This is a genomic window from Planococcus maritimus, from assembly GCF_001592825.1.
GTDB lineage: Bacteria > Bacillota > Bacilli > Bacillales_A > Planococcaceae > Planococcus > Planococcus maritimus_C.
Genome location: NZ_LTZG01000001.1, coordinates 443,883 through 465,466, shown reverse-complemented (window position 1 = coordinate 465,466; position 21,584 = coordinate 443,883). Strand labels below are relative to the sequence as shown.

At 46.2% G+C, this 21,584-nt stretch carries 24 protein-coding genes; 13 read left to right on the top strand and 11 right to left on the bottom strand.

The window, feature by feature from the left end:
- Positions 1-30 precede the first annotated feature (30 nt).
- From AY633_RS02395 to AY633_RS02375, 5 genes are read right to left on the bottom strand one after another with little or no spacing between them, the layout of a single operon-like run.
- Complete coding sequence (locus AY633_RS02395) at positions 31-1,107, bottom strand: ABC transporter substrate-binding protein (protein WP_068486163.1); 1,077 nt, start codon at positions 1,105-1,107, stop codon at positions 31-33.
- Positions 1,104-1,910 (bottom strand): ABC transporter permease, encoded by an 807-nt coding sequence (locus AY633_RS02390; RefSeq protein ID WP_068463076.1) that lies wholly within the window; start codon positions 1,908-1,910, stop codon positions 1,104-1,106. The genes AY633_RS02395 and AY633_RS02390 overlap by 4 nt, the downstream gene beginning before the upstream one ends.
- Entirely contained in the window at positions 1,894-2,718 is an 825-nt protein-coding gene (locus tag AY633_RS02385; protein WP_068463074.1) for an ABC transporter permease, read from the bottom strand. The genes AY633_RS02390 and AY633_RS02385 overlap by 17 nt, the downstream gene beginning before the upstream one ends.
- Complete coding sequence (locus tag AY633_RS02380; RefSeq protein ID WP_068486161.1) at positions 2,711-3,814, bottom strand: ABC transporter ATP-binding protein; 1,104 nt, start codon at positions 3,812-3,814, stop codon at positions 2,711-2,713. The genes AY633_RS02385 and AY633_RS02380 overlap by 8 nt, the downstream gene beginning before the upstream one ends.
- Before the next feature lie 15 nt (positions 3,815-3,829).
- A complete protein-coding gene (locus AY633_RS02375; RefSeq protein ID WP_068486159.1) occupies positions 3,830-4,369 on the bottom strand; it encodes a helix-turn-helix domain-containing protein in 540 nt (179 codons plus the stop codon).
- A gap of 350 nt (positions 4,370-4,719) precedes the next feature.
- Here AY633_RS02375 and AY633_RS02370 point away from each other — a divergent pair, with 350 nt between their 5' ends.
- Together AY633_RS02370 and AY633_RS02365 are read left to right on the top strand one after the other, a co-directional pair.
- Positions 4,720-5,016, top strand: coding sequence for a hypothetical protein (locus AY633_RS02370; RefSeq protein WP_068463068.1), 297 nt, complete (start codon positions 4,720-4,722; stop codon positions 5,014-5,016).
- A 69-nt stretch (positions 5,017-5,085) separates the two neighbouring features.
- Complete coding sequence (locus AY633_RS02365) at positions 5,086-5,745, top strand: potassium channel family protein (protein ID WP_068463067.1); 660 nt, start codon at positions 5,086-5,088, stop codon at positions 5,743-5,745.
- Positions 5,746-5,782: 37 nt separating this feature from the next.
- Here AY633_RS02365 and rnjA read toward each other — a convergent pair whose 3' ends face one another.
- Complete coding sequence (gene rnjA / locus AY633_RS02360; protein WP_068463065.1) at positions 5,783-7,450, bottom strand: ribonuclease J1; 1,668 nt, start codon at positions 7,448-7,450, stop codon at positions 5,783-5,785.
- Entirely contained in the window at positions 7,450-7,665 is a 216-nt protein-coding gene (locus AY633_RS02355) for a DNA-dependent RNA polymerase subunit epsilon (RefSeq protein WP_068463064.1), read from the bottom strand. The genes rnjA and AY633_RS02355 overlap by 1 nt, the downstream gene beginning before the upstream one ends.
- A gap of 279 nt (positions 7,666-7,944) precedes the next feature.
- On the opposite strand from AY633_RS02355, the gene AY633_RS02350 reads away from it, so the two are divergent.
- The gene (locus AY633_RS02350; protein ID WP_068486157.1) at positions 7,945-8,718 is read left to right on the top strand and encodes a Cof-type HAD-IIB family hydrolase; all 774 of its coding nucleotides are present in this window, start codon (positions 7,945-7,947) and stop codon (positions 8,716-8,718) included.
- Between the two features lie 66 nt (positions 8,719-8,784).
- On the opposite strand, the gene def is transcribed toward AY633_RS02350, so the two are convergent.
- Positions 8,785-9,357, bottom strand: coding sequence for a peptide deformylase (gene def, locus AY633_RS02345; RefSeq protein WP_068486154.1), 573 nt, complete (start codon positions 9,355-9,357; stop codon positions 8,785-8,787).
- Between the two features lie 147 nt (positions 9,358-9,504).
- Here def and AY633_RS02340 point away from each other — a divergent pair, with 147 nt between their 5' ends.
- From AY633_RS02340 to AY633_RS02315, 6 genes are all read left to right on the top strand, one after another.
- A complete protein-coding gene (locus tag AY633_RS02340; RefSeq protein ID WP_068486153.1) occupies positions 9,505-10,149 on the top strand; it encodes a YkyA family protein in 645 nt (214 codons plus the stop codon).
- Between the two features lie 255 nt (positions 10,150-10,404).
- A complete protein-coding gene (pdhA, locus tag AY633_RS02335; RefSeq protein ID WP_068463057.1) occupies positions 10,405-11,517 on the top strand; it encodes a pyruvate dehydrogenase (acetyl-transferring) E1 component subunit alpha in 1,113 nt (370 codons plus the stop codon).
- 3 nt (positions 11,518-11,520) lie between these two features.
- On the top strand, positions 11,521-12,498 hold the full coding sequence (locus tag AY633_RS02330) for an alpha-ketoacid dehydrogenase subunit beta (RefSeq protein ID WP_068486150.1): 978 nt from the start codon (positions 11,521-11,523) through the stop codon (positions 12,496-12,498).
- Positions 12,499-12,666: 168 nt separating this feature from the next.
- The gene (locus tag AY633_RS02325) at positions 12,667-14,061 is read left to right on the top strand and encodes a dihydrolipoamide acetyltransferase family protein (protein WP_068486148.1); all 1,395 of its coding nucleotides are present in this window, start codon (positions 12,667-12,669) and stop codon (positions 14,059-14,061) included.
- Positions 14,062-14,066: 5 nt separating this feature from the next.
- Entirely contained in the window at positions 14,067-15,476 is a 1,410-nt protein-coding gene (gene lpdA / locus AY633_RS02320) for a dihydrolipoyl dehydrogenase (RefSeq protein WP_068463054.1), read from the top strand.
- 89 nt (positions 15,477-15,565) lie between these two features.
- The gene (locus AY633_RS02315; RefSeq protein WP_068486146.1) at positions 15,566-16,429 is read left to right on the top strand and encodes a polysaccharide deacetylase family protein; all 864 of its coding nucleotides are present in this window, start codon (positions 15,566-15,568) and stop codon (positions 16,427-16,429) included.
- Between the two features lie 54 nt (positions 16,430-16,483).
- On the opposite strand, the gene AY633_RS02310 is transcribed toward AY633_RS02315, so the two are convergent.
- Positions 16,484-17,953: an aminotransferase class I/II-fold pyridoxal phosphate-dependent enzyme gene (locus AY633_RS02310; protein ID WP_068486144.1), complete on the bottom strand. Its 1,470-nt coding sequence runs from the start codon at positions 17,951-17,953 to the stop codon at positions 16,484-16,486.
- 191 nt (positions 17,954-18,144) lie between these two features.
- Between AY633_RS02310 and AY633_RS02305 the strand changes: the two genes are divergently transcribed.
- Both AY633_RS02305 and AY633_RS02300 read left to right on the top strand, forming a co-directional pair.
- Complete coding sequence (locus AY633_RS02305) at positions 18,145-19,119, top strand: NAD(P)H-dependent flavin oxidoreductase (RefSeq protein ID WP_068486142.1); 975 nt, start codon at positions 18,145-18,147, stop codon at positions 19,117-19,119.
- A gap of 5 nt (positions 19,120-19,124) precedes the next feature.
- Entirely contained in the window at positions 19,125-19,400 is a 276-nt protein-coding gene (locus tag AY633_RS02300) for a UPF0223 family protein (protein ID WP_068486140.1), read from the top strand.
- A gap of 13 nt (positions 19,401-19,413) precedes the next feature.
- Here AY633_RS02300 and AY633_RS02295 read toward each other — a convergent pair whose 3' ends face one another.
- Complete coding sequence (locus AY633_RS02295) at positions 19,414-20,061, bottom strand: YktB family protein (RefSeq protein ID WP_068486138.1); 648 nt, start codon at positions 20,059-20,061, stop codon at positions 19,414-19,416.
- A 149-nt stretch (positions 20,062-20,210) separates the two neighbouring features.
- Between AY633_RS02295 and AY633_RS02290 the strand changes: the two genes are divergently transcribed.
- Together AY633_RS02290 and AY633_RS02285 are read left to right on the top strand one after the other, a co-directional pair.
- On the top strand, positions 20,211-20,405 hold the full coding sequence (locus tag AY633_RS02290) for a hypothetical protein (RefSeq protein WP_068486136.1): 195 nt from the start codon (positions 20,211-20,213) through the stop codon (positions 20,403-20,405).
- A gap of 88 nt (positions 20,406-20,493) precedes the next feature.
- Positions 20,494-21,294 carry an inositol monophosphatase family protein gene (locus AY633_RS02285; protein ID WP_068486134.1) on the top strand — a complete coding sequence of 267 codons (801 nt, stop codon included), beginning with the start codon at positions 20,494-20,496 and terminating at the stop codon, positions 21,292-21,294.
- A gap of 42 nt (positions 21,295-21,336) precedes the next feature.
- Here AY633_RS02285 and AY633_RS02280 read toward each other — a convergent pair whose 3' ends face one another.
- Complete coding sequence (locus AY633_RS02280) at positions 21,337-21,546, bottom strand: YlaF family protein (RefSeq protein ID WP_068486132.1); 210 nt, start codon at positions 21,544-21,546, stop codon at positions 21,337-21,339.
- Positions 21,547-21,584: the final 38 nt, after the last annotated feature.

The following is a 21,584-nucleotide window of genomic DNA, read 5'->3' as shown; positions in this document are numbered from 1 at the left end:
ACAGAAAAAAACAGGCAGAAGTTCTGCCTGTTATTTTTCCATATCCATTTTGAACTCCAAAAACAATTCGTTGTAGACGCCGAGCATTTCTAGGCCGAGGTTTTCATAGACTTCTAGGCGGTCGCGCATCCGTTCGGTCGGATAGAAGCGCTCGTCTCCGGTTACTTCAGGATCCATCAACTCAAGTGCTGCTGCATTCGGTGAGGAATAGCCGACGTAGTCTGCATTTTGGGCGGACACTTCCGCATCGAGCATGAAGTTGATGAATTGATGGGCGCCATCGACATTGCCAGCCGTCGACGGAATGATCATATTATCGAACCAAAGATTAGAGCCTTCTTCTGGCACGGCGTAGTCGATGTCTTCATTAATCCACATCATATCGGCCGCTTGCCCGGACCAAGTGACGGCAACTGCCGCTTCTTCGCGGCGCATCATTTCGACGATTTCGTCACCGATGATTGCCTTGACATTCGGGCCTAGTGTTTTCAATTTATCGGTAGCTTCCCGCAATTCGCCAAGGTCGGTCGAGTTCAATGAATAGCCTAAACTGTTCAAGCCCATGCCGATGACTTCGCGTGCGCTATCGACTAAAATTACTTCCTGTTCGAGTGTCGGATTCCACAGGTCATCCCAGCTCTCAAAGGTCTGGCCTTCAAGCAGGGTCGGATTATAAGCAATGCCGACGGTGCCCCAGAAATAAGGAATGGAATATTCGTTGCCGGGGTCGAATGGCAGATCTAAGAAATACGGATCAATGTTTTTTAGATTCGGGATCTTGCTGTGATCGATCGGCAACAGCAAGTCGTTTTCTTTCATTTTTTCAATCGCATATTCCGAGGGCATAGCGACATCATATGAGGTGCCGCCTTGTTCGATTTTCGTCATCATCGATTCATTCGAATCAAATGTTTCGTAGATGACTTGAATGCCCGTTTCTTCTTCGAATTGATCGATCAGGTCAGTATCAATATATTCTCCCCAGTTATAGACTGAGATAGACCCACTTCCGCTTGTTGCTGTGCTGCTCTCTAGCAGGTGGACAGCGTAAAACAAAATGGCGGATATGATGACAATAGCTGCGCTTGCTCTGACGATGCCTTTCATGGGCGTGTCCCTCCTGTTCCAGCGTTCGCAGCGGAGCGCTGATTAAAGAAATAGTACCCGAGGACTAGGCCAAGCGTGACAACAAAAATTAAAGCAGACAGCGCATTAATGGTCAGCGTAATGCCGGCACGGGCCATCGAATAGATTTCGACGGATAATGTGGCGAAGCCGTTGCCGGTAACGAAGAACGTGACGGCAAAATCATCGAGTGAATAGGTTAAGGCCAGGAAAAAACCAGCAAATATGCCAGGTTTGATATAAGGAATGATCACACGCGTCAAAATATCGCGTTGTGATGCGCCGAGGTCCGTCGCAGCATCGATCAAGCTCGAACTCATTTCTTGCAGTTTCGGGAGCACCATAATGACGACAATCGGAATGCTAAAAGCGATATGGGATACCAGAACGGACGCGAAGCCTAACTTAACGCCGACCATTGTAAAGAGGATTAAAAACGATGCTCCGATAATGACATCCGGGCTGACAATCAGCACGGTGTTTAAGGACAATACGGCATTGCGCATTTTCCGGTTGCGCAGGAACACAATGCCGATGGCGCCGAGTACACCAATAGCTGTCGAAATGAGCGCGGACAATAACGCAACGATGACCGTGTTTAAGACTATGATGAGCAAGCGTGTGTCGTTAAAGACTGCTGCATAATGCTCCCAGGTGAAGTCTTCAAAGCCTGTCATCGTCCCGCCGCTATTGAAAGAATAAAAGATCAAATAGAAGATCGGGGCATAGAGAATGAAAAAGACCAATGCCAAATAGATTTTAGCGAGTTTACTTAGCTTTGCCATTCAAAGCCCCTCCTTTCTCTTTCGGGCCTGTTAGCAGCATGATGATGATCATAAACAGGATCAAGAATACGGCAATCGTTGACCCCATGCCCCAGTTTTGTGTCACCAGGAATTGCTGTTCGATGGCTGTGCCGAGCGTAATCACTTTATTGCCGGCGATCAGCCGCGTAATGACGAACAAGGACAAGGCTGGGATAAAGACCGCTTGGACGCCGGATTTCACACCGTTAATCGCCAGCGGGAAAATGACCCGGCGGAATGTGGTCCATTGGGAAGCCCCGAGGTCGCGCGATGCATCGATGAGCGCTGGATTGATTTTATCGAGCGAGTTGAAAATCGGCAATACCATAAACGGGATGAAAATATAAACGGCGACAAAGATAAAGCTGAAATCGGTAAAAAGGATCTGCAACGGCCCAGAGCCGAAAAATTGGATCAATTGGTTGGCGGGCCCATACAGCCCAAAAATGCCGATAAAGGCATAAGCTTTCAGCAAGAGGTTGATCCACGAAGGAATGATGATCAACAAGAGCCATAATTGCTTATGTTTGGTTTTCGTCAGCCAGTACGCTGTTGGGTAAGCGATTAACACCGAGATCAAGGTGATGAGAAACGCATACCAGAACGAACTGAGCGTCATTCGGAAATACGTCGATGAGAAAAAGTTCGCGTAGTTTTCCAAGGTGAAATCGCCGGCCAAATCCAGAAATGAAAAATAGACGACGAGCGCAATCGGCGCAATGACAAATAACGCAATCCATATATAATAAGGGGCCAAATACCATGGGCGTGATGAGCGATTAGTCATGAGGAACGGCTCCGTATGACTCAAGCCTTGCATCGAACGCTTCTTCCGATTCGTTCAAGCGCATGACATGGATCGCTTCTGGGTCGAAATCAAGGCCGATTTGGGAGCCGACATCCACGCGTTTGGTCGAATGCACGAGCCACTCATTGCCCGTTTCATCATATGTTGATATTTCAAAGTGGACGCCGCGGAACAATTGGCTGTCGACATGTACGGCCATCTTTCCGGTTTCAGGGCTGGTGATTTCCAGATCTTCCGGACGGATGACAATTTCCACTTGCTCGTTCGGGGACAGGCCTTGGTCGACGCATTCGAATTCTTTATTCGCAAAACGTACACGGTAATCCGCGACCATGATCCCTTCGGCTATATTCGATTCTCCGATGAAATCAGCGACAAATCGGTTGATCGGCTCATCGTAAATATCCATCGGCGTGCCGCTTTGTTGGATTTCCCCAGCATTCATAACGAAGATTTCATCGGACATCGCAAGCGCCTCTTCCTGGTCATGCGTGACAAAGACGAACGTCTTGCCGAGGCGCTGCTGGAGCTCGCGCAATTCATATTGCATTTCAGTCCGCAGTTTCAAGTCGAGCGCGGATAGCGGTTCATCCAGCAGGATCACTTCCGGGTCATTGATGATTGCCCGTGCGATAGCCACGCGCTGGCGCTGGCCGCCGGACATCTCGTGGATTTCACGTTTTTCATAACCGCTTAAATTGACGAATGCTAGCGCTTCTTTGACACGGCGTTCCACTTCAGCTTTCTTGATTTTCTGGATGCGCAAACCGAACGCCACATTTTCAAAGACATTTAAATGAGGGAACAGCGCATAATCCTGAAACACGGTATTCACTTGCCGTTCGTTTGCCGGGATCTTATTGACTTTCTTGCCTTTAATGTAAATATCGCCGCTCGTCGGCTGGTTGAATCCGGCTATCAAACGCAGGATGGTCGTTTTGCCGCAGCCGGAAGGGCCGAGCAAGGTATAGAATTTCCCTTTTTCCATTTCAAAGCTGATATTGTTCAATACATTGCCCGCTCCTTCAAAAGATTGGACAACATTGTCGAAGCGGATGATTGCTTGTTCCGTCATACTATCCCTCCTGGGTTATAAATAAGATTTCGTCGCAACGATGATCATTTCTGCACGTTTCGTTGAGTAATTAGCTAATTGGTGTTCATGGTCAGCGCTATAGTAAATAGAATCGCCGGCTTGTGCGGTGTAGGAACGGGTGCCAATATCGAGGCGGACTTCACCTTGCAACACATAAACGAAAGTTTCAGATGCCGAGGGCTCGAAAGTTTTAAATTTTCCTGATGGTTCCAGGGTCAGGTATACTGGTTCCATTTCCTTCTTATTAGATGTTGGCACGAGCCAATCGATCTCATAGCGCGCTTCTCGGTCGATATGAACGGTGTGATCTTCCTCTTTAAAGACGAGTTTTGCTTCCTCAGCATCAGTGAAGAATTCTTTTGGCGTTGTTCCAAGAACTTCAAGAAGAGAAAACAAGGTTTCGATGGAAGGGGAGTTCATATCGCGTTCGAGCTGTGAAATAAAGCCCTTGCTCAAGTCTGTCCGTGCCCCGAGCTCTTCTTGGGTCAAGCCATTTTTAAGCCGTAAATTCTTGATTTTTTTGCCGATTTGCATAAAGTCTCCTCGATTCTTTAGTAATGGTACAATATAAAGGGAACTGGTAATGGACAGCAAAAATCCTGTCAGACAAAAACGCCTGCGAATATGAATAAATGTAGTTTAGTTAAAATATACTTTTAGTTTAGTTAAAGTATTTATTCATTATACAAAACTGTTGTCGAAATTCAAGGGGAAAAAACTTTAGGAAATGAATCCGAATCTATTGCAATCAGTTAAGGCAATTACTATTATAGAGAAAGTGCAAAAGCCAAAAAGTCTACAAAGACTGATATAGAAGTTTCTATTGTGTAAAACTGACAGATGACAGGGACATTAAAGTCCAACCAACTACGGGAGTGATTAACTTGAACGGAAAGATGAATTTTTTTCTCGACCCTAAAAACCGGGTAGCGCAAAAACCATCCATCATGAATTATAAACAAGAAGAAAAAGGACTTTACTTACTAGCCGACAAAAAATTCATTAACTGGATGGACGTCCACACGTTTTGCCACACATGTATGGACCCATTAACATTCGATAACGAGTTCGACGCTAGCTATTGCGCAAGCTGCAACGAATGGCGCGAAGAACGCTGCAGCGACATCAGCTGTGAATACTGCGAGAATCGCCCGAACCGTCCACTCGATCCCCGCAAATAAGCGGGGGTTTTTTTATGGTCAAAAGAAGGATATGATGAAGAAGAACAAACAAGAAGATGGGGGATAGACATGAAAAAGGAATTCGTGGTAATAGGCTTAGGGCGTTTTGGCGGAAGCATCGTCCGTGAATTGATCGAACAAGGCGCAGACGTCATGGCCATCGATAAAGACCATGAGCGGGTGGACGAATTCGCCTCGATTGCCACACAAGCGGTCGTTGCCGATACAACAGACGAATCGGTGTTGAAATCCCTCGGGGTCCGGAATTTTGAACAGGTCATCGTCGCAATTGGTGAAAACATTCAAGCCAGTATTCTGACGACACTCATGTTGAAAGAAATCGGCGTGAAAAAAATTACGGTGAAAGCTCAAAACGATTACCATGCCAAAGTATTGCATAAAATTGGGGCGGACAAAGTCGTACACCCAGAGCGCGACATGGGCATCCGAATTGCCCACAGCATTTTATCGAATAACGTGCTCGATTATTTGGAGTTATCCGATGAGCATTCGATCATGGAAATCAAAGCTAACGAAAAACTCTCCGGGTACACATTGATCGAGTTGGATATTCGCGCCAAATACGGGATTAATATTGTTGCGATTAAAAGAGGGGACGACATCATTGTGTCTCCACCAGCGGATATGGAAATCGAACGGGAGGATGTTCTGATCATCATTGGATCTGATGCCGACATCAACCGTTTCGAAAAGAAAGTCATGAACTAATAGGACAAAAAAAAGAAGCCGCTGAGGGCTTCTTTTTTTATACTTCCATAATGACTGGGAGAATCATTGGACGGCGTTTCGTTTTTTCATAGAGATACGGTCCAAGAACATCTGAAATTTCGGTTTTTAATTCAGCCCAGTCAGTATTTTTACTGTGGATTTTTTTATTTAAGTGACGGTTAAGCATTTGTTGTGCTTCGTAAATCATCGTACCGGACTCGCGCATGTAAACGAAGCCGCGCGAAATGAGGTCAGGCCCTGAGACCATGCGGCTCTTTTTCTTATCGACGCTGACAACGACGATGACGAGCCCTTCTTCAGATAGGACGCGGCGGTCGCGAAGCACGATATTGCCAATGTCGCCAATTCCGCTGCCGTCGATGTAAACATCGCCGGAAGGAATGCGGCCAGCAACAGAAGCTTCGTTTTGACCGAGTGCCAAAACATCACCATTTTCCATGATGAAGGTGTTTTCGCGCGGAACGTCGCAGTCTACAGCAAGTTCTGCGTGTTGAGCCTGCATGCGGTACTCGCCGTGGATCGGCATGAAATATTTTGGCTTGATCAAGCGAAGCATCAATTTGTTTTCTTCTTGTGAACCGTGGCCGGAAGTATGGATGTCGTTCAATGAACCATGAATGACATCAGCCCCCGCTCGGAACAATAGGTTGATTGTGCGGTTGACACTGCTCGTGTTACCCGGAATCGGGGAAGACGAGAAGACCACTGTGTCATTTGGTTGGATCTGGATTTGGCGGTGTGTTCCGTTAGCGATACGTGACAACGCCGCCATCGGTTCGCCCTGTGAACCTGTGCAGAGAATGACAACTTTATCAGCTGGCATACGGTTTAAAGTTTGCGTATCGATAAATGCATCTTCAGGTGCTGTGATATAGCCGAGTTCACGGCCGATCGTCATGGCATTATCCATGCTGCGTCCGAAGACAGCAATTTTGCGGCCCTGACGTACAGCTTCATCGGTTACTTGCTGCAAGCGATAAATATTGGAAGCAAAGGTCGCAAAAATTAAACGTCCTTCAACTTTTCTCATAATATCTTTGATGGTTTCGCCGACTTTGCGTTCGGACATGGTGAAGTTCGGAATTTCTGCGTTGGTCGAGTCAGATAATAGGCACAATACACCTTCGCTTCCGATTTGAGCCATTTTCAACAAATTGGCCGGTTCGCCAACTGGAGTGAAATCGAATTTGAAATCGCCCGTGTGAACGATGCTTCCGGGTGGGGTTTTGACAACCACACCGAATGAATCTGGGATACTATGGGTCGTGCGGAAGAAACTGACCGAAGTTTTACGGAATTTAATGACATCTTCCTCTTCGATTTCAATCATCTTCGTCTGACGCAGCAAACCATGCTCTTCTAATTTTTTGCGCAATAAGCCAAGTGCCAGCTTACCGCCATAAACCGGCATGTTTACTTGCTTGAGCAAGTAAGGGATGCCGCCGATATGGTCTTCATGGCCATGGGTAACGAAAAGGCCTTTAATTTTATCGGCATTTTTGACTAAGTAAGTGTAATCCGGAATGACGTAATCGATTCCGAGCAGATCGTCTTCCGGGAATTTAATGCCGGCGTCAATAAGGATGATTTCATCCTGGAATTGCACGCCATAAGTGTTTTTGCCGATTTCGCCCAGTCCGCCGAGTGCGAAAACAGCTGTTTGGTCATTTTTTACGAATTTCATTAGGCGTCGATAGACTCCACTTGATAATCTTGGGAAGCTTGTTCATATTCGAGATGCTGGCCTTCTAAAAGCTGGACAAGCTCGATGTTGAAGTTGCGGTCCTTCAGGTGGTAACGGACTTCCCGCTCGGTGGAAGCTTCTACGTATAAACTTTTTGTGTTTTCACGAACTGGTACTTCAAGACGGTTTTCTTGGTAATATACTTTAAAAATCATATTTTGCTCTCCTTTTTCCACGTTCAATATAAATGCACTTTCTTTATATTATCATGTCATTGTTTTAAAATAAAGAATAGCCCTCCTATTTATTAAGAAGGGCTGAAACAAACCTTATGCTATCTTCTTTTTATTCATAATGCCGTTGAGCTGTCTGAGTAGTCTGCGTTTCAACCGTTTCAGCATGGCCCACCACTCCTCATGTATAGTATACTGTTTTTTCTGACAAAAGAAAAGAGGGTGCATCAAGAATTGCCCCAAAAGATTGGAGATAAGAATATGTCGAAATTATTATTATTGGATATCGACGGTACCTTGCTAGATACGAACAAGCAGTTGCCGGATGCTACGAAAAAAGCCTTGAATGCAGCGCGCGCAAACGGTCATCACCTGGCTATCGCAACGGGCCGAGCGCCGTTTATGATTGGATCACTGCTGGAGGAATTAGCAATTGATACGTACATCACATTCAATGGCCAATACATCGCTTATGAAAACAAAGCGGTGCACAAACAGGCGATCGGCGCGGAGACTTTAGGGAAAGTGTTGGCTTTTGCAGAAGAACGGGACCATCCTTTGGTATTCTTGAATGAGCACAAGATGGTATCGTCTATCGATTTCCACCCGGACATTGACGAAAGCATCACAAGTTTGAAGCTCCCGCATCCTGAGAAGGATAAAGAATTTTACCGCACAAACGACGTTTATCAGGCATTGGTCTTCTGCGAAGAACATGAAGAAAGCCAATACCACGAAGAATTTCACAATGTGGATTTTGTGCGCTGGCATCGAGTATCATGCGATATCCTGCCTAAAGGCGGCAGTAAGGCAGAAGGAATCAAGAAATTGATCCGCTCGACCGGCCATCGACTCGAAGACACGATTGCATTCGGTGATGGTTTGAACGATCTTCAAATGATGGAAATTGCGGGCTACAGCGTTGCGATGGCTAATGGGCATGAAGAAACCAAGAAACGCGCAAATCATGTCACAGGGCATGTTGATGAAGGCGGACTAGCCAGCGCATTTGAGTTTCTCGGACTTAGCCGCTAAAAATGCTACGGATGTAAAAATTTCAAGATCACCATAAAACCCCGCCCAATATGGGGCGGGGTTTCGTCATTCTGCTGCTTCTGCTTGGAGGTCGATAGCCGAGCCATTTTCTACTTCCTGGAACGGATCTTTCGGGTTGATGTGGTCGTAGAACATGATGCCGTTCAAATGATCAAGTTCATGTTGGAAAGCGATAGCAGGCAATCCTTTTAAACGCATTTTGAACGCTTCGCCGGAAAGCGTATAACCCTTGACCGTAATGCGTGCGTAACGCGGTACATATCCCGGAACCGAACGGTCAACGGACAAACAGCCTTCGCCGCTTGATAAATAGGCTTTTTCGACTGAATGGCTAACGATTTTTGGATTGACTGCAACGAGGCTCAAGTTTTCACCGGAATGCTCGTCGAAATGCAGAGCGAATATCCGTTTGGAGACATTAATTTGAGGTGCGGCGATGCCAACGCCTGGGCGCAAATCGTATTTATCAACCAGCTCATCATCTTGGCTGTTTTTTACATATTCTAATAGCTCTTCGCCAAGCTTACGGTCTTCTTCGGAAAGTGGAAGTTTAACCTCTTCTGCTTTTTGGCGGAGTGCAGGGTGTCCTTCACGGACAATGTCATTCATCAAAATCACGTGTGTTCATCCTTTCATGCTGCTCGCTAGTACATCTTATTGTAGCGCATGATTGCATTTTTGAAAAAAGAAAAAGCTCTTCCTATCATTGTATTTTGCCGATAATCATTCTATAGTTAATTCATGGAAATCAAGGGGGACTTTAATGTGAAGAAAATAGCCATCGCCACGGTTTTGACCGGCACGCTCTTTCTAACGGCTTGTTCGGGCGAGTCGACTGAGCAACAACTGAACGAAATATTAGAAGCGACTTTCGAAGAGGAAGCGGATTACCGGGAAGTGCAAAGTGAATTGCAGAGTCGCGAACAGAACGAGCAAGAACTGTTTGAATCGATTATGGCATTGACTAAAGAACAGCAGGCGGAAGTGGAAGAAAAATCTCAGGAAGCCATTGCTTCTGCCGATGAGAGGCTTGAACTATTGGCTACGGAACGTGAATCGATGAAAGGGGCAGCTGAAGAATTTACGGAAATTGGCCAATTGATCGAAGAGACGGAAGATGAAACGCTACGAGCAGATCTTGAAGCGTTGAAAGCACAAATGGACGAACGTTTCGCGAAACACGGAGAATTTACTGACGCTTATCAGGCTCTGGTCGAACGACAGAAAGAATTATACGCCATGGTAGCTGAAGAAGAGATGGACCTTGCAACGCTGCAGGAGAAAACAGATGAAGTAAACGAACAAAATGAACTGGTACAACAGGCAGTAACAGCTTTCAACGAACAAACAGAACAGTTTAATGAATTGAAAAACGAAACCATTGAAAAAATGAATGCTGAAAACGAATGAGCAGCCGGACAGGCTGCTTTTTTCTGTGCTATAAAAGCGATGTCAGAACGCATTGTATTATAATACAGTTAGCTATTTTCGTATAGTACAGTTGGGAAGATTTTTAAGATTTATAAAAACGGGTATACACGTATATTGTAATGTTCTTCAATGATTGACCGTAATATTGTGGTGGCGTATACTAAAAAAGAATGTGGCGATTGTATCACTAAGCTAGTGTTAAAATTTTAATACAGATAAAGGAGAGTTGCTTTTATGGCTGCGAAAAAGAATCAGCAATTCGATCCGGTGGAAACACTTCAAGCGATCGAAGAAAAGTTCGAAATGGTTCAAGTATTGAACGAAGAAGGCGAAATTGTTAATAAGGATTACGATCCGAATTTATCCGATGAGCAATTGGAAGAGTTGATGAAACGTATGGTTTACACGCGTATTTTGGATCAACGCTCCATTTCATTGAACCGCCAAGGGCGTCTCGGGTTCTACGCACCAACAGCAGGGCAAGAAGCATCTCAATTGGCTTCTCATTTCGCGTTGGAAAAAGATGATTTCATCTTGCCGGGCTACCGCGATGTACCACAATTGATCTGGCACGGATGGCCATTGCACCAGGCTTTCTTGTTCTCCCGTGGACACTTTAAAGGGAACCAAATGGCTGAAGGCTTGAACATTTTGCCTCCGCAAATTATCATTGGCGCACAATTTATCCAAGCAGCAGGCGTGGCTTTGGGTATGCAGAAACGTAAAAAAGAAGCAGTCGCAGTCACATACACAGGTGACGGCGGATCTTCACAAGGTGATTTCTATGAAGGTATTAACTTTGCCGGCGCATTCCGCGCACCAGCAATCTTCATTGTACAAAACAACCAATTCGCGATCTCTACACCACGCGAACTACAGACTTCAGCTAAAACGATCGCACAAAAAGCCGTATCTGCAGGGATTCCAGGAGTGCTTGTAGATGGCATGGACCCACTAGCGGTATACGCGGTCACTCGCGATGCACGCGAGCGCGCAGTCAAAGGCGAAGGACCGACATTGATTGAAACGATGTGCTACCGCTACGGACCGCACACAATGGCAGGGGATGACCCGACGCGCTACCGTACTTCAGACATCGACAGCGAATGGGAAAAGAAAGATCCACTCGTGCGTTTCCGCAAATTCCTTGAAGCAAAAGGCTTGTGGAATGAAGAAAAAGAAAACGAAGTAATCGAGAAAGCAAAAGAAGAAATCAAAGCGGCGATCAAAGAAGCAGATGGCACGCCGAAACAAAAAGTTTCTGACCTTCTCGGAATCATGTATGAAGAAGTTCCATTTAATGTACAAGAACAGCTCGATATCTATAAAGCAAAGGAGTCGAAGTAAGCCATGGCACAAATGACGATGATCCAAGCGATTACGGACGCTCTGAAAACAGAAATGAAAAATGATGAAAATGTTCTGGTTTTCGGTGAAGACGTAGGTAATAACGGCGGTGTATTCCGCGCAACTGAAGGTTTGCAAAAAGAATTCGGCGAAGACCGTGTATTCGATACACCTCTTGCTGAATCAGGAATCGGCGGGCTTGCTATCGGCCTGGCGCTTCAAGGCTATCGCCCAGTACCAGAAATCCAATTTTTCGGCTTTGTGTTTGAAGTCATGGACTCCATCAGTGGCCAAATGGCACGTATGCGCTACCGCAGCGGCGGCACATTGACATCTCCTGTAACGATTCGTTCACCATTCGGCGGTGGCGTGCACACACCGGAAATGCACGCTGATTCACTTGAAGGATTGATGACTTCACAGCCTGGCTTGAAAGTAGTCATTCCGTCTACACCATACGATGCAAAAGGCTTGTTGATTTCAGCAATTCGTGACAACGATCCGGTCATTTTCTTGGAGCATATGAAATTGTATCGTTCATTCCGCCAAGAAGTACCGGAAGAAGAATACACAATTCCACTCGGCAAAGCTGACGTGAAACGTGAAGGAACAGACCTTTCCATCATCACTTACGGTGCAATGGTGCAGGAAAGCATGAAAGCAGCAGAAGAGTTAGAAAAAGACGGACATTCAGTGGAAGTTGTTGACTTGCGCACAGTCCAGCCACTTGATATCGAAGCGATCATTGCATCTGTTGAAAAAACAAACCGTGCAATCGTAGTGCAAGAAGCTCAAAAACAAGCTGGCATTGCAGCGAACGTCGTAGCTGAAATTAACGACCGCGCGATCTTGAGCTTAGAAGCTCCAGTACTCCGTGTCACAGCACCGGACTCTGTTTTCCCATTCTCGCAAGCGGAGCAAGTTTGGCTGCCGAATGCAAAGGATATAGTAGAAACAGCGAACAAAGTATTGAATTTCTAATAGCCCGGTAATGGGGAGAAAATTTCCCTTACTTAGCATTAAGCAGAAAAACAGTCTGTATTCAGCCCAGCTGGCTTCCGGTAATCGGATCCTGGGCTGAATCATGATGAAATAGCAGCATTTGATATGGCTTGCCATATCGAACGTACAATAGAAAGGGTGACTAGAATGGCTTTTGAATTTCGATTGCCGGATATCGGTGAAGGTATCCACGAAGGTGAAATAGTAAAATGGTTTATCAAGGCCGGAGACACGATCGAAGAAGACGATATTCTATGTGAAGTGCAGAATGATAAAGCAGTTGTAGAAATCCCGTCTCCTGTTTCAGGAACTATCGAGGAAGTACTCGTCGATGAAGGAACGGTTGCAGTCGTTGGAGACGTACTCGTAAAAATCGATTCTCCAGATGCGGATGATGTTCACTTCAAAGGCGGAAAAGACGACGAAGAAAAACCTGCCCCTGAAGCAAAAAAAGAGGAAAAGCAGGAAGAGACAGAAGAGCAGGTTCAATCAGGAACAGCTGAATCTGGCGAAAATGTCGAAAAAGAAGCAGCTCCTGAAAGCAAAGCACAAGGTGAAACCGGTGCTGGCGATCAGCCACAAGCTGATGAAGCAGACAGCGATCCGAACAAACGCGTCATCGCGATGCCATCGGTGCGCAAATTTGCACGTGAAAAAGAAGTCGACATTAAGAAAGTCAAAGGCTCTGGCGACAACGGACGCATTATGAAACAAGACATCGAGGCGTTCTTAGAAGGCGGCCAGGAGCAAGAAGCGCCGGCAGCAGAACAGGAAACAGCTTCACAAGAAACAGCAGAAACAAAAGAAGCGCCAGCAGCCGCAGCTGCTCCAGAAGGCGAATTCCCAGAAACTCGCGAAAAAATGTCCGGTATGCGCAAAGCCATCGCCAAAGCAATGGTGCATTCGAAGCATACCGCTCCTCACGTTGCGTTGATGGACGAAGTCGATGTTACTGAACTCGTCGCACACCGTAAAAAATTCAAAGACATCGCTGCCGAAAAAGACATCAAGCTGACGTACTTGCCGTATGTCGTTAAAGCTTTAGTCAGCACATTGCGTGAATTCCCAGCGCTGAACACATCGTTCGACGACGAAACCGGTGAAGTGATCCAAAAACATTACTACAATATCGGAATTGCCGCTGATACAGATAAAGGATTGCTCGTTCCGGTCATCAAGCATGCAGACCGTAAATCCGTGTTCTCTGTATCTGATGAAATTAACCAGCTTGCAACAAAAGCGCGCGATGGCAAATTGTCATCTGCTGAAATGAAAGGCGCTTCATGCTCGATTACAAACATCGGATCTGCAGGCGGCCAATGGTTTACACCAGTCATTAACCATCCGGAAGTTGCCATTTTGGGCATCGGGCGCATTGCCGAAAAACCGGTAGTAAAAAATGGTGAAATTGTAGCAGCTCCTGTGTTAGCATTGTCATTGAGCTTCGATCACCGCATGATCGACGGAGCAACTGCACAACATGCATTAAATCACATTAAGCGTTTGTTAAGTGAACCAGAATTACTATTAATGGAGGCGTAAAACTTATGGTAGTAGGAGATTTCCCAATCGAAACAGACACGCTCGTCATCGGCTCAGGCCCTGGCGGCTATGTCGCAGCTATCCGTGCAGCACAGACTGGCCAAAAAGTGACCATCGTTGAGAAAGAATACATCGGCGGCGTTTGTTTGAACGTCGGCTGTATCCCTTCAAAAGCGATGATCTCTGTCGGCCACCGTTTTGAAGAAGCCCAGCATTCTGATGATATGGGCATCGTGGCAAAAGAAGTTTCTTTGAACTTCGAAAAAGCTCAATCGTTCAAAGACAGCGTCGTTAAGAAATTGACTGGCGGCGTTGAATCCTTGCTAAAAGGCAATAAAGTGGAAATCGTCCGCGGCGAAGCATATTTCGTAGACGAAAACACTGTCCGCATCATGGACGCGGATTCTGCTCAAACGTATAAGTTCAAAAACGCGATTATTGCAACGGGTTCACGCCCAGTTGAAATTCCAACATTCAAGTATTCAGAGCGCGTGATCGATTCGTCTGGCGCATTGGCTTTGAAAGAAGTACCGAAAAAACTGCTCGTCATCGGCGGCGGCTATATCGGAACTGAGCTTGGAACGGCCTATGCCAATATGGGTTCTGAAGTAACAATCCTTGAAGGCGCACCAGACATTCTCGCTGGATTTGAAAAGCAAATGACGTCAATCGTCAAAAAAGGCTTGAAGAAAAAAGGCGTTGAAGTCATCACAAAAGCATCTGCTAAAGGTGTAGAAGAATCAGATTCAGGCGTTTCGGTTTCATACGAAGCAGGCGGCGAAGAGAAAACAATCGACGCAGACTACGTATTGGTGACTGTCGGTCGCCGTCCGAACACAGATGAAATGGGCCTTGAAGAGCTCAACATCAAAATGGGCGAGCGCGGGCTTATCGAAGTTGATAAGCAATGCCGTACAAGCATCCCGAACATTTATGCAATCGGTGATATTGTCGCTGGTCTTCAATTGGCTCACAAAGCATCTTACGAAGGCAAAGTTGCTGCTGAAGCGATTGCTGGTGAAAAATCAGAAGTTGACTACATGGCGATTCCGGCGGTTTGCTTTACAGACCCTGAACTTGCAAGTGTTGGTCTGACGGAAGAACAAGCTAAAGAAGAAGGTTTTGAAGTGACAGCAGCGAAATTCCCGTTTGGCGCAAACGGCCGTGCTTTGTCATTGAACTCTTCTGAAGGCTTTGTGAAATTGGTATCCCGTAAAGAAGATGGTTTGTTGCTAGGTGGACAAATCGTCGGAGCGGGCGCTTCTGACATGGTTGCGGAAATTGGCTTGGCAATCGAAGCGGGCATGACTGTGGAAGACATCGCAATGACGATCCACGCTCACCCGACATTGGCTGAGATTACAATGGAAGCGGCAGAAGTAGCTCTAGGTACGCCAATTCACATTATCAAATAATTAACTGTAAAAGGACCGCGAAAAGCGGTCCTTTTTTCTATGCCTTATACATCGATACTATGTTAAAATTTTACACAAGGAGGTTGGTTATGAAAAAACGAAATTGGCTGCTGTCGGCATGTACGGTATTTTTACTCGGGGCGTGTTCCGATGAAACTGCACAGGAACCGGTAGATCCAGCACAAGATGAAGCAACACCAACAGAAATTGAGGAAGATGTCGCATCCGAATCCGCAAGCGAACAAAAGGATTCAGCACAAATAGAAGAGCAAGAAAACGCTGAGGAGCAAGAGTCGGAAGAAGCCAGCGAGCAGGCTGCCAAACCACGTTACCGCATCAATCCTCAAAACTCGAAAGTTGAAGCGATTGGCGATGCGAACGAACAAGCGGTGTTGATCACGATCGATGATGCACCGGATACATATGCTTTGGAGATGGCCAAGACCTTGAAAGAACTCGATGTCCCCGCTATTTTTTTCGTCAATGGGCATTTCCTAGATACTGAAGAAGAACAAGAGAACTTGTCTGAAATTCACGACATGGGCTTCGCAATCGGCAATCATACGAATACCCATGTGAATTTGAAGCAGTCTACAGAAAGCGTCCAGCAAGAAGAAATCTTGTTGCTAAACGACCGTGTTGAGGCAATCATCGGAGAGGCACCGAAATTTTTCCGTGCTCCTTTTGGCGTCAATACCGAGTTTAGTAAAGCTCTCGTTCAAGAACAAGGCATGGTACGCATGAACTGGACTTACGGCTATGATTATATGCAAGGCTATATGGAAACTGACGCGTTGACAGACATTATGGTTAATGCCCCTGAACTCAATAACGGCGGAAATTTGCTGATGCATGACAGGGAGTGGACCAATGAAGCCTTGCCACAAATTATTGAAGGGCTGCGTAAAAAAGGGTATGAATTTGTAGATCCGAACGAAATAGAAGGGATCTAATCGTAAAAAAGGTTCCGGCGCAATTTGCGCTGGAACCTTTTTTGTTATATACCATTAGCGGAATGCATGATGTTCTTTGATGACATGTAGAGTTTGAAGTGAATCATCTTCCGGCCCTTGCACGGGCAAACCTGCTTTGACGTTGGTATGGATATAGGAAATGTTTTCCTCGGTAATGATCTCTCCTGGAATAAATATTGGAATGCCTGGAGGATAAACCATAATAAACTCGGCAGAAATGCGGCCGACTGCATCATCGATCGGTATAATTTCAGTCTCTGCATAAAAAGCATCACGCGGCGTCATAGCCAAACGTGGAATCTCTGGTAATAAGACGACAGGTTCCGACACCGCCTGTTCTGTCTCCAGAGCTTCACTCATGCGCTGCAAGGCATTTACAAGCAAATTGATTTCTTTGCGGCTGTCGCCAAGCGTGACCAGGCATAGGATGTTGTACAAATCGGACAGCTCGATTTCGATATTGGCATTCTCGCGCAGCCATTCTTCCGCTTGATGGCCAGTAATGCCAAGGTTTTTGACACTGATCAATAATTTGGTCGGGTCCATATCGTAAGTGGCAGAAGAATTGAGCAATTCTTTTCCAACACATACAAGATGAGGAATCTTATTGATTCGTTTACGTGCATCCTGTGCCAGGCGGATGGTTTGATCGATCAAGTCAAATCCGTGGATGGCAAGTTGGCGTCGCGCAGTATCAAGTGAGGCCAGAATCGGATAAGAAGTCGATGTCGTCGTAAGCATCGACAGAGTCGCCTGTACGCGCTTTGGCGACACCAAGCCTTCACGCACATTTAGTACGGAGCTTTGTGTCATAGAGCCGCCTAATTTATGGACAGATGTGGCTGCCATGTCCGCGCCCGCTGCCATAGCGGAAACCGGCAGCGATTTATGGAAATGGATATGAACGCCGTGTGCCTCATCGACGAGCACGGGAATGGACTTGCTATGCGCAACATCGACAATGCGCTTCAAGTCTGCCGCTACACCAAAATAAGTTGGGTTGATGACGAGCACAGCTTTGGCATCAGGGTATTCAATTAAAGCTTTTTCGACAGATTCAGGTGAAATGCCGTGGGAAATTCCTAATTCCGGATCGACTTCCGGATGGATGAAGACAGGAATAGCGCCGGCAAAAACGATGGCCGACATGATCGATTTATGGACATTGCGCGGGACCAGGATTTTATCGTTTGGTCCGACAACGCTCAAGATCATTGTCATGATGGCGCCGCTCGTTCCTTGGACCGAGAAAAAGGTATGGTCAGCCCCGAAGGCTTTTGCTGCCAGCTCTTGCGCTTGTTTAATAGCGCCTTTTGGGGAATGGAGGTCATCGAGTGGTGCTATATTGATTAAGTCGATAGACAAAATATTATCGCCGACAAATTCCCGAAAAGCGGGATCGACTCCTTGCCCTTTTTTATGGCCGGGAATGTGAAATTGTATGGGATGCCGATTTCGATGCTTCAATAAGGCATCAAAGAGCGGTGTTTCGAGTTGTGACAATGGGACGTGCACCTCACTTTTTCAAAATGAAAACAAGAAAAATTATAGCATGCAAGTCTCTGCGTTACTATACATATAGTGCAGATGTCTGACTTATTTTCAGCACTCTGACATAAGGTAGAAGCGATCAACAGGAAATTTTGGAAAGGAAGCGAATATACAAGGAGAGAACAACGAAAAGGAGTGGGATTATGGCGTTTCAAACGAGAATTACAGAACTACTCGGCATCGACTATCCAATCATTCAAGGCGGCCTCGCTTATTTGGCTTATGCTGATTTAGCAGCAGCAGTCTCGAATGCCGGGGGATTGGGCCAGATTACAGCGATGAGTCTACCGGGTCCCGATGAATTACGGGCAGAGATTCGCAAAGTAAAGACGTTAACGGACCGGCCGTTCGGTGTAAACTTCGCTATCGGAGAGCATGGCCGAGCGTTTTCACATATGCTGGACGTCGCGATCGAAGAACATGTGCCGGTGGTGTCGATGACAGGTGGCAATCCGACACCAATTTTCGAGCAATTGGAAGGCACTGATATTAAGAAGCTAGTGTTGGTCGCAGCCAGGCGGCAAGCGGAAAAAGCGGAAAAGCTCGGGGCGGACGCCGTCATGGTGGTCGGTCATGAAGGTGGGGGGCATCTCGGGCGTGATGACGTCGGGACAATGGTCTTGATCCCCCAAGTGGTCGATGCAGTATCCATTCCCGTAATCGCATCGGGAGGCATTGGTGACGGCCGCGGCTGGATGGCTGCACATGCGTTAGGAGCAGAAGGAATCGAAATGGGTACGCGTTTCATTGCAACACAAGAATGCATTCACGCATCTCCACTATATAAGCAGCAGTTGATTGACAGCACGGAAAACGATACAGTAATTATTAAGCGCAGCATTGGCGCGCCAGCCCGTACTTTGTCGAATACATGGACGGACCGAATTCTAGAGATCGAGAAAAAGACGCCAAGTTATGAAGCGCTGAAAGATTATATTAGTGGATCTGCCAATAAACGCTATATCTATGACGGCGAACAAGAGCAAGGTTTCGGCTGGGCGGGACAAGTGACCGGGTTGATCCGGGATGTGCCGACCGTACAGCAATTGTTTGACCGGATGATTCAACAAGCAGAAGAAATCCGCACTCGTTGGGGAATATCGAAAGAAAGCAGGTGACAGTAATGGAATACTCATATCCATTTTCTATCGATTGGACGACTGATGAAATCGTCGATGTTGTAGAATTTTTTGAAGCGATAGAAAAAACTTATGAAAAAGGCATCAACCGTCAAGAACTGATGGACAAATACCGCAAGTTCAAAAAAGTGGTGCCATCGATGGCAGAAGAAAAAACATACTTCCGTGAGTTCGAAGAGGAAAGCGGCTATGTCAGCTTCCAAGTTGTTAAGAAAATGAAGGAAGCTTCAGGTGACGACTTGATTCGCATGAAACGATAGAAAAAACCGCCGTTCAGCGAACGGCGGTTTTTTCATGGGCTAAAAGCAAATTCCGGTAAACCGGGAGTAGTTCTCGGAAGGTTTCTTCTGCGAAGGCATAGAATCCGTCTTGGTCCAGTTCGGCAGCGTCAGAACGCGATAGATGTTTGCCGATTACCAATTCGCCTTTTTTTACGTCGCGCAGGCGTGAAAGCAATTTATCGACACCTTCTTCACCGAGCGAAGCAATACTATTGGCTTCGGGCTTCATATGATCGCCTGACATCACAAAGTCGGATGGCAATTCAGCTAAAGCTTGAGTTGAGATCAGTTTATTTGCCATGGCTGCTTTTCCGGGAGCTTCGTAGATAACAGCGAGAATAACAAACACATGGCTTTCCCATAGGCCAATTTGGAAATGAGGTACAGCTTTATAGCCGCGTTTGTACGGCGCAAATGCTACCCAGCTGTCATTTGGCGGATTAACGGTCCGACGCATATGCTTTGCGACATGTGGAAAAAATTCATCTCCAGTTTCTCCGGAGAAATAAGCGGAAAAATCTTGCCCCAATGCTTCGAACTTCGGCCGCACATAAGCTTTCAATGCTTCCATGCGTGCTTCGAGCCCTGGAGTTTCAAATACTTCGAAATCTTGTTCAGTCCAGTATGGATTCACGGACATTCCCTCCTTAACTAATCAACACATTTATTTTAACGAAGTTTGGGAAGAATGAATATAAATAAGTTTTCAGTTGCGAAAAAGGGGGTAAAGATGTGTAATAAACATCACAATCGGAATATTCCGATTATGGGGGAAGGGGGGGGCTCGCTATGAAACAGATGATACAGATTATCCGAAAAGCGGATGTAGAAAAAGAGTACATCAACACCTTGAAGCTGGAACTTGATTACGAATTGGCCACCTTGTATGATGCCATGCAGCAAAATGACGACAGCCAAAAAGACAAGAGCAAAAAACGGCTGGCAGAAATACAAGTAGAACTGGAGGCTCTTCATGCATTGTAAACAAACGACCATACCGTAGAAGCATCTACTGGCTAAAGACAGTGGATGCTTTTTTCGTTATACTAAAAAGAAATAAGGGGGAACTCATATGGACCAGCATGCAATGGACCGTTACATAAAATCAATGATCAAAGAAGCGGGGCACCGGATACGCAATTCGTTTCTGAGTGACATTTCGGTAGATACGAAAGCTCACGCGAACGATTTGGTGACCAATGTCGATAAGGAAGTGGAGAAATTCTTCATTGAACATATCCGCAAAGATTTTCCGGGTCACCGCGTTTTTGGCGAAGAAGGATTCGGGGACAAGATTGAAGAGTTAAGCGGCACGGTATGGATGCTTGATCCGATTGATGGCACGATGAATTTCGTGCATCAACGGCGCAATTTCGCCATCTCGCTTGGCATCTATGAAGATGGCATCGGAAAGCTCGGCTATATTTATGACGTTGTCAACGACGACCTCTATCACGCAGTAGCAGGCGGCGGGGCTTATTATAACGATGAACGGCTGCCAATGCTAAAGGATACAGACATCAGTGAGTCGATCATCGGCATGAACTCCATGTGGGCGACACCGAACCGCCATGTGGAGCATGAAGCGACGATCCGCCTCGTCCATGAAGCGCGCGGCATGCGTTCTTATGGTTCTGCGGCACTCGAGTTGGCGTACTTGGCAAGCGGGCGCCTCGATGCCTATATTTCCATGAGGCTGTCGCCTTGGGATATTGCAGGAGGAATGGTCATGGCGAAGGAAGTTGGCGCTGTCGCCAGTAATTTTTCAGGCGAAGCAGCAAACTTGTTGAAATCAGACACCTTCATAGCAGCCAATCCATCCATTCATGGGAAATTACTGCAAGATTACATTAAACCGAAACCCAAAGCATGAATCGAAAAAAGAGGCCGGAAAATCCCGGCCTCTTTTCTTCGTTTACAATGCGCCTGCATCGCGCATTTCTTTTTTTCGTTTGAATCCAAAACCCATGATAGCCAATAACAACAGGATGGAGAGAAACACGCCGACTACGCTGCGAAGTGCCACTGCGACCCCAATGAGCACCATCGCTCCGATTGCTGCCAGTGAAAATAGGACAAAAATCCATTTTATATTATGCCATGATTCTATGATCGCTTCTTTCATACCATCTAACCTCCTGCGTACAAGAAAATAAAATCGTA